This window comes from Roseobacter sp. N2S (genome assembly GCF_031454055.1).
Lineage (GTDB): Bacteria > Pseudomonadota > Alphaproteobacteria > Rhodobacterales > Rhodobacteraceae > Amylibacter.
Map to the genome: position 1 here is coordinate 632,462 of NZ_JAVDQB010000001.1, position 14,348 is coordinate 646,809.

Below are 14,348 nucleotides of genomic sequence, written 5' to 3' on the forward strand. Positions count from 1 at the left end.
GGACGTGTCAAGTTCCAAGATAGGCGCGTAGAACCGCGGGTGGGTCGGCCATCAGGGTTTTGGTGTCTTGGGGGGCGTGGGCCTCTCCATCAGCGATCAGGACGGTTTGATCGCTGATCCATAGGGCGTCTTCGGGTTGGTGTGTGACCATTAGCAGGGTGGCATTGGCTGCATCCACAATTTCGGCCACCAGATCCAACATTTCGTGTTTCAGCGCGGGGCCGAGGGCCGCAAAAGGTTCATCCAGCAGCAGGATCGGCTTATCGCGCAGCAAGGCCCGCGCGATGGCCACACGTTGCTGCTGACCGCCTGACAGTTGCGCGGGGTGTTTATCGCCCTGACCGTCCAGCCCGACACGGGCCAGTGCCTCGGCCACGATCTGGTGTTCGTTGGCCGACAGGCGCAGGTTCGGACGCAGCCCCAGCCCGATGTTTTGCGCCACGCTCAGGTGGGGGAACAGGTTATGATCCTGAAACAACAGCGTGACAGGGCGTTTGGCGGGGATGGTCTGGCTGATGTCGTCGCCATTCCACAAGATGCGCCCTGTTGTCGGGGCGATGAACCCTGCCAGTGCAGACAGCAGCGTGGATTTCCCGCCGCCCGATGGGCCGAGCAGGGCGATCTTATGGCCCTCTTCGATTTGTAAATCGGCGCGCAGGGTGAATTCGCCCTGTGTCAGGGTCAGGTTATCGAATGTGATGGTCAAGGCGACCTCCGCGATCAAAGGTCCAGAACAGGGCGAGGGATGAGGCCACCAGCAGCAGGGCGGTTCCCGCAGCGGCCTCCATCTGGTAGGCGGCCATCAGACGGTACATGGTCAGGGGCAGTGTGGCAAAATCAGGCGGCGCAAACAGCGTAACCACGCCAAGATCCCCCATGCTGAGCGCCGCCGACAGCCCTGCGGCAAAACCGGCGGCCCGTTTGATACGGGGCCAGATGGCGATGCGGAACAAGGTGAACCCCGTCATGCCTAGGGAGGCACCAAGGCGGCCGTAGTGATCCTCGGCGCGGTGCAGGGCGGGCAGGATGATGCGCAGGGCAAATGGCAGGGACATGGTGGCGTTGACGGCAATGGTGATGGGCAGCGCCAGTTTGAACGGGTCGATCACAGGGTTCAGCAGAATGAACAACCCTGTGCCAATCACAAAGGGTGATGCTGCAAGCGCTAGAAACCCGATAGATTCCAGCAGGGCGGCGGTTTTGCGGCGGCGGGACAGTTCGGTGATGAAAGCCGCCAGCGCCAGTGCCATTGCAGTTGCAATCAGCGCGGCGGGAATTGCGATGGTCAGGGAATTCAGCAGGGCGGGCCAGACTTGGCGGGGCAGGGACAAGAGCGGTGGCAGGCCGCGCAGAATGACAGAGATCAGCGGTGAAAACAGGAACAGCGCGACGGCGACCAGAAGGGCGGTGTCGATCAGGCGGGTGTAGCGTTCTGTGCCATCCCAGCGGGCGGGCGGGTGATCCAGCCCCAGTGAAAACGCGGTGGGGCGGGCGATGGTCAGTGTGGCAGCAGCCGTGGCGGTACACAGGGCAAATTGGATGATCGACAGCAGGGCAGCTTTGGACAGGTCGAAATCAAACCGCAACGCCTGATAGATCGCCAGTTCCACTGTGGTGGCTTTTGGCCCGCCCCCAAGGGACAGGGCCACGGCAAAGCTGGTGATGCACAGCAGGAAAATCAGCAGGAATGCCCCGGGAATTGCAGCGCGCAGCATGGGGCGTTCCAGCTGGCGATTCACATCGCGGGTGGTGAACCCCAGTTCAGCCGCAAGGCGGAAATGTTCGGAGGGGATCGACATCCAGCCTTGCAGGATTAACCGCGTGGCCAGCGGCAGGTTGAAAAACACATGGGCTAGCACGACGCCGCTAAAGCCATAGATGTTCAGGGGTTGCAGCCCAAAGGCGGTAAGCCCGTCTGAAATCAAACCGGACCGACCCCAGATGGAAATGATCCCCAAAACAGCTACAATGGCGGGCAGGATAAACGGCGCGCCGAGCAGGGCGACCATGACCTGCCGCCCGCGAAATTTCCGCCGCGCCAAAGCCCGCGCCGTGGGGATTGCGATGGCGACGCTGACGCTGGCAGACACAAGGGCCTGAACTATGGTAAAGCGGATCGCGGCCCAATCGGCGGGGGACAGCCCCCGTTGAAAGGTCGCTTGCGACCAGACCGCCAAGACGGTGCCAAGGGTCAGCACCAGCAGCACAGCAAGGGCCGCGCTGCCAGTTATGGCTTTGAACACAGACACCCCGGCAGGGCGCATGGGTGTTACTTGCTGAGTGCGGTCAGCCATTCGGCCAAGGCTTCTTCACGGATATTTTCGGCGTCCACATCAGATACTATCAAACTGTCCACAGGGGTTATCAGGGTGTTGAACCCCTCTGGCAGGCCATCTGCCGGAAATTTTGCAGGGTACATCCAGTTGGTTGTGGGAATAATAGACTGAAACGCATCCGAGGTCATGAAGGCCAGAAAGGCATCGGCCAATTCCGGCTGGTCGGTCGCTGCCAGTTTGCCTGCTACCTCGATCTGCATGTAATGGCCTTCCTCAAAGGATGCCGCGGATTTGGTGTCATCGCCCTCGGCGACGATGTGATAGGCGGGGGAGGTGGTATAGCTTAACACCATGTCTGCCTCACCCTCTAGGAACATACCGTAGGCCTCGGACCAGCCTTTGGTGACGGTCAGGATGCGCGGGGACAGGGCTTCCCATATTTGATCGGCTTTGTTGGGGTAGGCGGTTTTGACCCACATCAACAGACCCAGACCGGGGGTCGAGGAACGCGGGTCCTGGATCACGATTTTCAGGTTGTCGTCGGCCTCGATCAACTCCTTGAAGCTGCCAGGAACGTTTTCCAGTTTGGTGTTGTCATAGACAAAGGCGAAATAGCCCCAGTCGTAGGGGGCGAAAGTGTCGTCGGTCCAGTCCACCGGAACATCCAGACCCGAAGGCGGGGGCGAGAGTTTGGCGAACAGACCCGTGGCCTTGGCCCGCGCGGTGATGTTGGTGTCCAGCCCCAACACGATATCCGCCTCAGTGCGCGCCCCTTCAAGTTGAAGACGTGACAACAAGGACGCACCGTCCCCCGCGTTCACCAGTTGCAAATCGCAATTGCAGGTTTCCTCAAACGCTTTTTCCACCAGCGGGCCAGGCCCCCATTCGGTGACAAAGCTGTCATAGGTGTAAACGGTAAGAACGGGTTTATCCTGTGCAAGGCCAGCAGTGGCAGCAACAGACAGGCCCGCAGCGAGTATCAGAGATTTCATATCATCAAATCCTATGTGCTACAGACGGGTGGCAGGTTTGGGAGTGATGTCCGCACCTTCCCTCCGCCGGTTTGATCCGGTTCAGGTTCGACGGGTCACGCGAATGCGTATCTCAGGCCACAGAACAGGCCTCCCCGAGGTAGGCAGAGGTGTAGCAGTGCAGGGCTAAATTGCAAGTGAATCCGTGGGTTTGCCCTTTATTCCGACAGGGTATGGTCCCTACAAAATCAAATTTGAGACAAATTTTTGACCAATTGTCTGAATATCCCTTTCCCTAAGTTGAGCAGCTTTTAGAGCATGAGGAATGTAGCAATGGCTTTGAATTATGAGTTTGATGTATTTTCAGTAACTGCCGATAAAAGACCATCCGCTCCTGTTATGCGCGAGATGCTGACTGAGCTTGATCTTAAGATGGAAAACAAGATCGCACGGTTCCGCAGCCATGCCACAGTCGAAGCATTACAGGCTGCCGACCGCCGCGTGCGCGGCATCTTTCGCACCGCTGGTTTTGAAGTAGACCCAAGTGTGCGCAACCCCAAAGACAAGCTGTTCGTAGACCAAGAAGCCCATGCCGTGTTTCTGGTGCGTGTAACCGACGGGATCGAAAAAACCTTCTCTGAAAAAGAGTTGGATAACGATGATATTCTAGCCCTGCCATCCATTGATGCTGCCTACGACGAATGCATCGAGCCGGATGGCGCCTTTGTGGTGCTGGACTGGCTGAATGACACCATTGCCATGCATGAAATGGCGGATGGGGACATTGGCGAAGACGACGAATTTGACGATGATGTCGATGACCTGGAACTTTCGCAAGAAGTCGCGGCGGAACCCGTTGCAGCCCCGGAAGAAGCGGCTAGCGTGCAGGCCGAGCCCGACGTGCTTGCCCTGTCCCCTGCTGATGCCACGGTTCGCCGCGGTGTTGCGGGCGAAATCCGCAAATACAAACTTTTGTCAGACCCAGCAGAGGCAAAATCGCCAGCCGAGGTCCGTGACACCCCCGAGACTTTTGATCTGGGCGTTCTGGAAACCGAAATGGCCGATGTTATGGCTAAAGAGTCCGATGCACCCCAAGCAGAGGTTGCGGCAGAAACCGTTGAAGCGACAAAACCTGCCGCACCTGCCACTCGCTTTACAATCATCCCCAGCGCCTTTGTCGCAAAAGCTGATGATGATGAAGCCGCTGACACTGAAATCATGGATGGTTTCGCAGAATCCGATCTGGGTCTGGCCTTGATGGCAGACAACCACGAACTAGAGGTTCCACAAGAGCAGATCGACCAAACCTGTGACGAGCGGAACGAAACGGATGTGCTGGAAGTCCAAGCCAGAGCGATTGAAAAACCCGCCGCGCCCGCGTTGCACTTTGAAGATGGCGCGCGGCGTCCTCGTAAACCTGTCTCAGCACGCCGCGTTCGGGTTCTGGATCTGGAACAGATTGAAGCCGCCAAAGACTCGCAAAATGACGCGCACACAGATGACGCCATCACGGCACTGGTCCCCCATGCCGCACAGATTGCCCCCCGTGGCATGTCGTTTCTGGCTCGGCTGAATTCGCCTGCAATGGGCGTTTTGGCTGGGGTGGTGTTTTCCGGCGCAGGTATTTTGGCGATTTCCCAAGTGCTCGCATAAGAAGAAATGCGTTGGGCTTTCGGGGCTAACGCGCAGCCTGCCGTCAAAATCTAGGCCATGGTTTGGGGCCACAAGCCGCGTTCAGCCAGCTTTAGCGAAGCGAAACACCATAAATGGGGTTTTCTAGGGGGCGGGGTTGAACTATCAGGCTTTCACAAGGAGAAAGCCCATGTCGATCAATTCCTTTGGCCGTTTGTTTACTGTGACCACTTGGGGCGAAAGCCATGGGCCTGCTTTGGGCGCGACAGTGGACGGGTGCCCTCCGGGGGTGCCGCTGGATGCTGGGATGCTGCAACACTGGCTGGACCTGCGTAAACCCGGACAGAATAAATACACCACACAGAGGCGGGAAGCGGATGAAGTGGAAATCCTGTCGGGCGTGTTTGAAGGTGTCACAACCGGCACACCGATCCAGTTGATGATCCGTAACACAGATCAACGCAGCAAAGATTACTCTGACATCATGGAAAAATTCCGCCCCGGTCATGCGGATATCACCTATTGGCAAAAATACGGCATCCGCGATTATCGCGGTGGCGGGCGGTCCAGCGCACGGGAAACTGCGGCGCGTGTGGCCGCAGGCGGCGTGGCACGTGAAGCGTTGAAAATGCTGGTGCCCGATCTGGAAATCATCGGCTGTATGGTGCAGATGGGCCCCCATAAAATCAACCGCGAGGCTTGGGACTGGGATCAGATCAACCAGAACCCGTTCTGGACCCCAGATGCTGGTGCGGCGCAGGATTGGGCGGCTTATTTGGATGAATTGCGCAAATCGGGCAATTCTGTTGGCGCTGTGATCGAGGTTGTGGCCAAAGGCGCGCCGGCTGGGCTGGGTGCGCCGGTTTATGGCAAGATCGACACGGATATTGCCACAGCGATGATGTCGATCAACGCGGTCAAAGGCGTCGAGATCGGCGCTGGCATGGGTGCTGCGGAACTGACAGGCGAAGACAACGCAGACGAGATTTTCATGGGCAACGACGGCAAGCCTGTCTATTCGTCCAATCACGCTGGTGGTGTTCTGGGCGGTATTTCCACAGGTCAGGATTTGGTCTGTCGTTTTGCGGTCAAACCCACGTCCTCGATCCTGAAGCCCCGCCAGACCATCACCAAAACGGGGCAATCTGCCGAAATTATCACCAAGGGTCGTCATGATCCTTGCGTTGGTATTCGCGCGGTTCCTGTGGGCGAGGCGATGATGGCCTGTGTGCTGCTGGACCACGTTTTACTGCACCGCGGGCAGATCGGCGAAAATCGCGGCAAAATCGGTTAAGTCGGGGTTCGCCCGAAAAACCGTTGATTTATTGCAACACTGGCGGTGTTTACGCCGCGTAATTGGGCGATCTTTGGCTTAACTTGACCATTTGGTCGAGAAATTACTTGTGACTTTGGAAACGATCCTTACATAGCCGCTCAACAATGTTCAGCGGATCGCTCGCGTTTCGGTTGTGCAAATAGCCAAACCCAAATACCTATTTTTTTCAGTTATGGAGGCCACAAGCCTGCTATGGATTACACTTCTATTTTTCAGTATATGGCGGATCGCCATATCGAAGGGCATGACATTATCATGGCGCGGAATTTTAAGTTTCCGCTGCCGATTTTCATTAAGGATCGCGTGTCTTTGGTCCCTTCCGAAGAAAAGTTTTGCAATATTCTGGCGGAATTTCGCGCCACGTTGGAACTGGCGGGCGCTGTCAGCGTCGAGGTGAAGCAAGTCGATGCACAGCACCAAAAAGGCGAAGGTGTGAGCATTTCAATCGTGAAGCGCTTCTTTAACCCGCAGGGTGTGAATGTGTGCACCACCCATGTGACCTATTTTGGTAAGGTCATTGCGAATAAACCGACTTTCCACATGGTCGAATGTACCGAGTTCACGTCAATGAACATGGAAGAACCCGTGATGGATTGCCAGAACGCATAGAATACTCGGACGGTCTAGGCGCCGGTTCGGGCGCTGGTGCGTGACGATTGTACCGCCAGAATACCTGCCATCACGACGGCAACCCCGATTACATCTGTTAGACTCAGGCTTTCACCCAAAATGACCGAGGCGATGGCCACGCCGAAAAACGGGTTCAGAAAGTGAAACGTACTGGCACGGGTGGCGCCAATCCGTTCCACTAGTAGAAACCAGATGATTGTGGCGACGATGCCAGGCATGATGACGGTATATAAAAACGCCCCCAGCAGCGATCCGGTCCACGTAAAACTGTGGTCTTCCAGCAGCATAGCCGGAACCGCCAGTGCGGCACTGCCGATCAGCATTTGCAGGCCGACGACCATCAGCACGTTGCCTTTGGACGATGTGGCCCGCACCGCTAGGGTGGCAATCGCCAGCGCAGTCACACCGACCAGACACAGCAGCACGCCGATCAGATCCACGCCGCCCGACAGCCGCGCGCCCATAATCAGGGCCACACCTGCAAAGCCGATCCCAAGGCCCGTCCAGCCCAACCAGCCCACACGCTCGCCGCGAATGGCAGAGGCAAATCCGACAATCAGCGGCACGGCCGATGCGATGATCGAGGCGAGGGAGGCCTCTATCCTTTGCATCGCCGTAAAAAACAGACCCAGATACAGCGCGTTCTGGCACACACCGAAAATGGCCACGGCCCGCCAGTTTTTACGGTCCAGCCGAATCCGCTGGCCCATCAGGTAGGCGATGGTAATGGCGATCAGACCTGCCAGTAAAAACCGCAAAGCAGAGATGGTTAATGGCGGCGCCTGCAACACAATGATCCGCGCCGAGGTAAAGGCACTGGACCAGATCAAGGCGAAAAACAGCCCCATGAAAATTGCTTTGATATCCAATGGGGCAGTCCTTTAAGTGATACGGCTGTTCGCCGTCATTCCTGCCTGAGGATTATGGGAATGAAAAGGACCCGCCGTGTATTTTGATAGATAGGGTACACCGCTGATCGCGTCAGCCCCAGTCGTAAAACACAAAATCGTCGATGGTAACATCTTGGCGGTCTTGGATCGCGGCGAATTTCACCCATTCGGTATTGTCATAATACCGCAAGGTGCCAAAATCCCGCCGATAGGAAAATTCGTGGGTTTCTATCGTGTCAAAGACCGTTGTGATTTCAAGCGTAAAACGCAACGCCTCGGCGTCGTCTTTTTCGACGACAACAGTGGTATCATCGAGGGATTTTAGGTGATCCCTTGGGTTATCTGTGTCTAGAACATAGCCGAAAGTGAAATCCAAAGCGATTTTATCAATGCCGGTTTTGAAAGAATAGACCCTCGAAAAATAATCAATGTTCGACCCATGAGCCAGCACAAATATGTCAGAGCCTTGCCCGCCGCGCATATAGGCAGTGCCTTCACCCATTACTTTCTTGCTGCCAGTGAACAGGATATCATCGCCCGTGCCGCCGTACAGATAATCCTGCCAGCCCGCTGTCTGCCCGCCTGCGCCAGTGATGATATCATCACCCGCGCCGCCGCGAATAAAGTCGGCCTTGTTGTCGTAACTGCCGATAATAACGTCGTCGCCCCCGTGGCCATTTATCGTAAGGTCTTTGGTGCGGGAGTTTGTGCTGTCCAACCATTCGATATGGTCATCAAACTTTCCACCGTGCAGTTTGGTAACAGAGCGCGCGCCGATGTTTAGGCTGAAGGCCTCAAAATCGGTAAAGCTGGCATTGGCGATGGTCATTTCGCCTGTATTGGCATCGCGAAAATCCAGAACCTTTTCAGAGGTCAGTTGCAAGCCGACCTGATTGGTGTTCAGGAACAGACGGTCCCAGCCCTTGCCGCCATCCACATGCAGGCTGCGGTCTTCCCAGTGGTGACCTTCAGGGCCGAACGTGTCGCCAAACGTGATGTTTGCCTGATCTGCGCCGCGCCCCAAAAAGACCCGATCCACATCACCTTCATCGCTGTTGGTCAGCAGACGGGCATTGGTGAAAAAATCCCCCTGTGCGCCGCCATAATAGTCCGTCGATCCAAAGGTGTCATAAAAGACATCCGTCCCGCCCTGACCTTTCAGCTCGTTGGCCCGACCGTAGGTGTCATCCATTGCGGTGCCGCTGCTTAGGAATACATCCGCGCCGCGCCCGCCATAGATATCCGCAGTGTCCCCGCTGAACATATCCGCCTTTGCGCCGCCGATTACTTTGAAAATCGGGCGGTCCATATAGCTGTAAATATAGCTGTTTATGCCAAAGTCATTTTCACGGCTGGAGGACAGCTCTATGCTGGGTTGATCCGGGTCGGCAGCAATGTCTTTGCCGTTCAGATAGTGGTATCCGTAATCGCCCACAGCCATGGGTATCTCTCTCAAATAAAAGGGTTTCTTTGGAGTAATAGCCTAATCTGAAAGCCGCGTTCAAACAACAAAAAAGGCCACCTGTGATCAGGCGGCCTTTTGAAAAAATACGGGTGCGGGATCAGGCGTTGATCACGTCTTTCAGGGCTTTCGCGATGGTCACTTTTGCAACGCGGTCAGCTTCTTTTTGCATCTGTTCGCCAGTTGCAGGGTTGCGAACCATACGCTCTGGACGGGCGCGGCATGCGAATTTGCCAAGACCCGGGATCGTTGCTGCGCCACCGGCTGCAACTTCTTTGGTGATCACGGCAGCCAGGGCTTCCAGAAATTCGTTTGCGGTTTTTTTGTCGGATTCAGTTGCGTCGGCCAATGCGGCAACGAGCTGAGTTTTGGTCATAGGTTTTTGCGTCACGTGACTGCTCCTCAATGTTCTTATGACATGCCCACGATTGGGGCCCCTAGTGGGTGTCCTGCGGCATTTAACAAGATATTGAGGTGCAGCACAATGATAGAGAGCCCTGAAAAAGCTAAAAAATGCCTATTTTTATGGGTATTTCGCGTTTTCTGAGGATGGCAGCAGGCAAGGTCGAAAATATCCGCTGCACAGGCGGCGGAACAATGGGCGGAACTGGGCAACAGATTGCGTTTGATTTTCTTACGCTGTCATCCCTGCTATAAAAAGGCGGTCTCGTCAAAGCTGCGCAGCTTGCGGGAATGCAGCCGTTCCAGTGGCATGTCGCGCAGGGATTCCATGGCACGAATACCGATTAGCAGGTGGCGCGTCACCTGAGTGCGATAAAATTCGGATGCCATTCCGGGCAGTTTCAATTCGCCGTGCAGGGGTTTGTCAGATACGCAGAGCAACGTGCCGTAGGGGACGCGAAAGCGAAAGCCATTGGCGGCGATTGTGGCGCTTTCCATGTCCAGTGCGATGGCGCGGGATTGGGACAGACGCTGCACGGGGCCGGATTGCTCGCGCAACTCCCAGTTGCGGTTGTCTACGCTGGCCACAGTGCCGGTGCGCATGATGCGTTTCAGGGCGTAGCCTTCTAATTCGGTCACATCCGCAACCGCTTGTTCCAGCGCAATCTGGATTTCCGCGAGAGCAGGAACCGGCACCCAAAGCGGCAGGTCGTTGTCCAGCACACTGTCTTCGCGCACATAGGCATGGGCCAGCACATAATCCCCAAGGCTTTGGGAATTGCGCAGACCTGCACAATGGCCCAGCATCAGCCAAGCATGGGGGCGCAGCACCGCAATGTGATCGGTGGCGGTTTTGGCATTGGATGGACCCACGCCGATATTGACCAGCGTAATCCCAGACCCATCGGCCCGTTTCAGATGATACGTGGGCATTTGGGGTTGGCGATAGGTGGTTTCCACATGAGGGTTTTCAGCCGTCGCAATAGAATTGCCCGAAGCGACAAAAGACGTGTAACCGCTTTTGGGATCCTGGATTGCCTGCATGCCAAAGGCGACAAATTCATCCATGTAAAACCCGTAGTTGGTAAACAGGATATGGTTCTGAAAATGTTCAGGGTCAGTTGCCGTGTAATGGGCCAGCCGCGCCAGTGAATAATCAATCCGCTGGGCGGTAAACGGGGCCAGCGGGCGGATGCCATCAGGGCCGGGTTCTGCATCGCCGTTGGCGATGTCATCATTGGTGGTTTTCAAATCCGGCACATCAAAAATGTCCCGCAAGGGTCGGGCATCGGCGCGGACTTTTCCTTCGGCCAGACGCAGTTCATCTGTCAGGGCGAAATGCAGCGGGATCGGCACATCGGATATGGAAACCGTAACCGGCACCTGATGGTTTTCCAGTAGCAGTTCAATTTGTTGAAGCAGATAGTTGCGGAATAATTTCGGGCGGGTCAGCGTGGTGGTATAGGTGCCCGGCTCCCCCACATGGCCAAACGACAGGCGGCTGTCCACTTGGGTATAGGTTGATGTGGTGATCGAAAGCTGTGGGTAATAGGCGCGGTAATGGCCTTGGGGTGGGGTGCCAGAGTGGTATTCGGCAAACCGCGCGCATAAGAAATCAGTGGCGGTGCTGTACAGGTTTTCAATGGCATCAACCGCTTCAGAGGCCGAGAGATAGCTGCGCGGAGCAGGGGTATCTGGCTCGATCAGGTTGGTCAGAATGGGCGTCGGAGTATGCATTTCGGCTCGTTTCGGTTTTAATCTGGTGGCGCCCCACAGGGGCGGCGAAAAAGGGGTTAATCTACAAAAAGCGGTGTCATTTCAAACTTTACCACATCTACCAACCCAAGGTCTGAAATCCGCAGTTCGGGAATAACCACAAGGGCCAGCAGGGAATGTTGCATATAGGCGTTGTTCAGGGTGCAGCCGCAGTCCGCCATGGCCGCGACCATCTGATCGGCGGCTTTGGCCACCTCCTGTGCGGGCATATCAGACATAAGCCCTGCGATCGGCAGTTCAACCATCGCCAGTTCCTTGCCGTCTTTAAACACACAGATACCGCCGCCCACTTCGCCCAAGCGGTTCGCCGCCAGCGCCATATTGGCGCGATCCGTACCGACAACAATCATATGGTGACTGTCATGGGCCACGGTCGAGGCCATGGCCATTTTGCCCGAATAGTTAAAGCCAGACACAAAACCGTTGGTCACATCCCCCGTGGCGCGGTGGCGTTCCACCAGCGCGATTTGGCACACATCCTGCGCCGGATCACCCGCAACTTGGCCGTCAATCACGTCCAGCTCGGCCGTTAGGGCTTTGGTCGGGGCTTGGTTTTCCACCACGCCAATCACCCGCGCCGTGACGGTGTTTGCATCCTCGGGAGCATCAACGGCGAAGTCATCCGCGCCAAGGGATTTGCCCAGATGCACGGTCTGGCGGGTATCAGCAGGCCAGTCATAAGCGGTGGGCGCCGTGGTGTTCACACCGTTTTCCGCAACGATTTCCCCCCGTGCCATCACCAGTTCGATGGGCAGGGTCGTCAAGTCAGAGGTCAGGATAATATCTGCACGCCGCCCCGGTGTGACCGACCCTATATCCCGTTCCAGCCCGAAATGGGTGGCGGTGTTGATCGTCGCCATTTGCAGGGCAATCAGCGGGTCGCAGCCACAGGCTATCGCATGGCGCACCACGCGGTTCATATGGCCGTCATTGACCAGCGTGCCCGAATGGCTGTCATCGGTGCACAGAATAAAGTTGCGCGGGTCCAGCCCCTTTTCCGTCACCGCCGTAATCTGCGTTTCCACATCATACCATGCCGACCCCAGCCGCATCATGGACCGCATGCCCTGACGCACACGGGCGATGGCATCGGCCTCGCAGGTGCCTTCATGGTCATCGGCAGGACCACCCGCCACATAAGCCGCAAAATTCGGCCCCAGATCGGGTGAGGCATAATGCCCGCCCACGGTTTTCCCCGCCCGCTGTGTGGCGGCGATCTCGCCCAGCATCTTGGGGTCTCCGTGGATCACACCCGGAAAGTTCATCATCTCACCCAGACCGATGATATTGGGCCAGCTCATCGCCTCGGTCACGTCTTCGGGGCCAAGTTCGGTGCCTGTGGTTTCCAGACCCGGTGCCGAAGGCGCGCAAGAGGGCATCTGCACAAAGACGTTGATCGGCTGGGCCAAGGCTTCATCGTGCATATGGCGCACGCCCTTCATGCCCAGCACATTGGCCACTTCGTGCGGGTCAACAAACATGGTGGTTGTGCCATGGGGAATCACCGCCTCGGCAAAGCGGGAAACTGTTAGCATGCCGCTTTCGATATGCATGTGGCCATCACATAGACCCGGCATGATGTATCGGCCGTTGGCCTGAATGATCCGAGTGTCTTCGCCGATACAATGGCTGGCATCCGGTCCGCAAAAGGCAATCCGCCCGTGGCGAATGGCGATGTCATGGTCTGGCAACAATTCGCGGGTGTGCACATTTACCCAGATGCCCCCTTTGATCACCGTATCCGCAGGTTCGCGTCCTGCGGCTGTAGCGATAAGATGGGGGGCGACGTCGGGCCAAGAGGGGAAGGTTGTTTTCATGACCAAGTGTTTCACCGCCCGCGCTTTGGTTCAAGTAGAATTTGACCATATGGTCATGTTTCGCAAAGGTTTGCCGGATTTTTGAATAACGGACTGGGAATCCCGCCGCTGGAATCGAGGGCGTTGCCCCCGCCGCCAAGGGCGACTCCCCTAGGGTAGTTGACCAAAAAGAGGCACGAATCACGCTGGCTCAGGGGCGGTGCATAAAGTTTTAGGTAACTGTTTCGGGCTGGAAAGGATTTGGTAGGGGTTTTGTGAAAATCTCGGGGCAATGGGGGTCGGATCAAAGGGCCGCAATCAGTGAAACGGGAATCTAAAAGACATGGAAATTGAAGCCAAAGTGGTATCGGGAATTACAGTCGTGAAACTTTGTGACAAACGGTTGGATGCGGCGCAGGCGGTGCGTTTCAAGGAAAGCGTGCGTGAATTATCAGACGCGGGCGCGGATCACATCTTGCTGGATTTGAGCGAAATTCACTTTATGGACAGTTCTGGCCTGGGTGCCATTGTCACTGTGATGAAACAGATGGGGCGCGAAAAGACGTTGGAACTGGCAGGGCTTTCATCAACCGTCGCAAAGGTTTTTGCGCTAACACGGATGGACAAAATCATTGGAATCTATCCGAATGTTGATGCAGCACTGGCACAAGAGGTGAAGGCCGCGGGATGACAGAACCGGAAAAAACTCCGCTGCGGGCGTCTCATAGCTATGAATTACGCCTGCAGTTGGCAATAAAAAGTGTTCAATCCGAAGTTAGCAATGTTCTGTGCGCAATCACAAAATGGCTTGAAAGTCATAAGGTAGAGCCCGCAACAGTCTGTGATCTTGAACTGGTTATGGCAGAGGCGCTGAACAATGTGGTCGAGCATGCCTACCTCTATGCAGAAGACGGGGAAATCGACATTCTGGTCACCCTGCGTCCCGCTGAATTAAAGGTTTTGATCACAGATAGCGGGCGGAAATTTGATGGTCCGCCTGAATTTCGGGAGATGGACGTTGAAAACTTCTCGTTTGAAGAACTGCCCGAAGGTGGTTTTGGCTGGAACCTGATCCGATCACTGACCGATGTGATCGAATTCGAACACGCCGATAAGAAGAACCGCCTGACGTTGACGCGAAATTTACAAGATCCGGCAATGGCTGAATAAGAGAGCC

The 14,348-nt window shown here is 56.0% G+C and carries 13 protein-coding genes and 1 riboswitch; of the genes, 5 read left to right on the forward strand and 8 right to left on the reverse strand.

Annotation, left to right across the window (positions count from 1 at the left end):
* Positions 1-7: 7 nt before the first annotated feature.
* From thiQ to thiB, 3 genes are read right to left on the reverse strand one after another with little or no spacing between them, the layout of a single operon-like run.
* Positions 8-706, reverse strand: coding sequence for a thiamine ABC transporter ATP-binding protein (gene thiQ, locus GGE09_RS03060; RefSeq protein ID WP_309743752.1), 699 nt, complete (start codon positions 704-706; stop codon positions 8-10).
* Entirely contained in the window at positions 687-2,294 is a 1,608-nt protein-coding gene (locus GGE09_RS03065) for a thiamine/thiamine pyrophosphate ABC transporter permease ThiP (protein WP_309743754.1), read from the reverse strand. The genes thiQ and GGE09_RS03065 overlap by 20 nt, the downstream gene beginning before the upstream one ends.
* Positions 2,270-3,268, reverse strand: a complete 999-nt coding sequence (thiB, locus tag GGE09_RS03070) for a thiamine ABC transporter substrate binding subunit (RefSeq protein ID WP_309743756.1) — start codon at positions 3,266-3,268, stop codon at positions 2,270-2,272. The genes GGE09_RS03065 and thiB overlap by 25 nt, the downstream gene beginning before the upstream one ends.
* 41 nt (positions 3,269-3,309) lie before the next feature.
* Positions 3,310-3,415: riboswitch (TPP riboswitch) on the reverse strand.
* A gap of 165 nt (positions 3,416-3,580) precedes the next feature.
* On the opposite strand from thiB, the gene GGE09_RS03075 reads away from it, so the two are divergent.
* From GGE09_RS03075 to GGE09_RS03085, 3 genes are all read left to right on the forward strand, one after another.
* Positions 3,581-4,900, forward strand: a complete 1,320-nt coding sequence (locus GGE09_RS03075) for a hypothetical protein (protein ID WP_309743758.1) — start codon at positions 3,581-3,583, stop codon at positions 4,898-4,900.
* A 169-nt stretch (positions 4,901-5,069) separates the two neighbouring features.
* Positions 5,070-6,173, forward strand: a complete 1,104-nt coding sequence (gene aroC / locus GGE09_RS03080; protein WP_309743760.1) for a chorismate synthase — start codon at positions 5,070-5,072, stop codon at positions 6,171-6,173.
* A 234-nt stretch (positions 6,174-6,407) separates the two neighbouring features.
* A complete protein-coding gene (locus GGE09_RS03085) occupies positions 6,408-6,824 on the forward strand; it encodes a hypothetical protein (RefSeq protein WP_309743762.1) in 417 nt (138 codons plus the stop codon).
* A gap of 14 nt (positions 6,825-6,838) precedes the next feature.
* On the opposite strand, the gene GGE09_RS03090 is transcribed toward GGE09_RS03085, so the two are convergent.
* The 5 genes from GGE09_RS03090 to ade form a co-directional block, all read right to left on the reverse strand.
* The gene (locus GGE09_RS03090; RefSeq protein WP_309743763.1) at positions 6,839-7,714 is read right to left on the reverse strand and encodes a DMT family transporter; all 876 of its coding nucleotides are present in this window, start codon (positions 7,712-7,714) and stop codon (positions 6,839-6,841) included.
* A gap of 112 nt (positions 7,715-7,826) precedes the next feature.
* Positions 7,827-9,176 (reverse strand): hypothetical protein, encoded by a 1,350-nt coding sequence (locus tag GGE09_RS03095; protein WP_309743765.1) that lies wholly within the window; start codon positions 9,174-9,176, stop codon positions 7,827-7,829.
* Positions 9,177-9,297: 121 nt separating this feature from the next.
* The gene (locus tag GGE09_RS03100; protein ID WP_309743768.1) at positions 9,298-9,573 is read right to left on the reverse strand and encodes an HU family DNA-binding protein; all 276 of its coding nucleotides are present in this window, start codon (positions 9,571-9,573) and stop codon (positions 9,298-9,300) included.
* A gap of 275 nt (positions 9,574-9,848) precedes the next feature.
* Complete coding sequence (locus GGE09_RS03105) at positions 9,849-11,336, reverse strand: AMP nucleosidase (protein ID WP_309743769.1); 1,488 nt, start codon at positions 11,334-11,336, stop codon at positions 9,849-9,851.
* Positions 11,337-11,392: 56 nt separating this feature from the next.
* A complete protein-coding gene (ade, locus tag GGE09_RS03110) occupies positions 11,393-13,192 on the reverse strand; it encodes an adenine deaminase (RefSeq protein WP_309743771.1) in 1,800 nt (599 codons plus the stop codon).
* A 322-nt stretch (positions 13,193-13,514) separates the two neighbouring features.
* Between ade and GGE09_RS03115 the strand changes: the two genes are divergently transcribed.
* Positions 13,515-13,862 carry an STAS domain-containing protein gene (locus GGE09_RS03115; protein WP_309743773.1) on the forward strand — a complete coding sequence of 116 codons (348 nt, stop codon included), beginning with the start codon at positions 13,515-13,517 and terminating at the stop codon, positions 13,860-13,862.
* Positions 13,859-14,341, forward strand: a complete 483-nt coding sequence (locus GGE09_RS03120) for an ATP-binding protein (protein WP_309743775.1) — start codon at positions 13,859-13,861, stop codon at positions 14,339-14,341. The genes GGE09_RS03115 and GGE09_RS03120 overlap by 4 nt, the downstream gene beginning before the upstream one ends.
* The last annotated feature ends 7 nt before the right edge of the window (positions 14,342-14,348 follow it).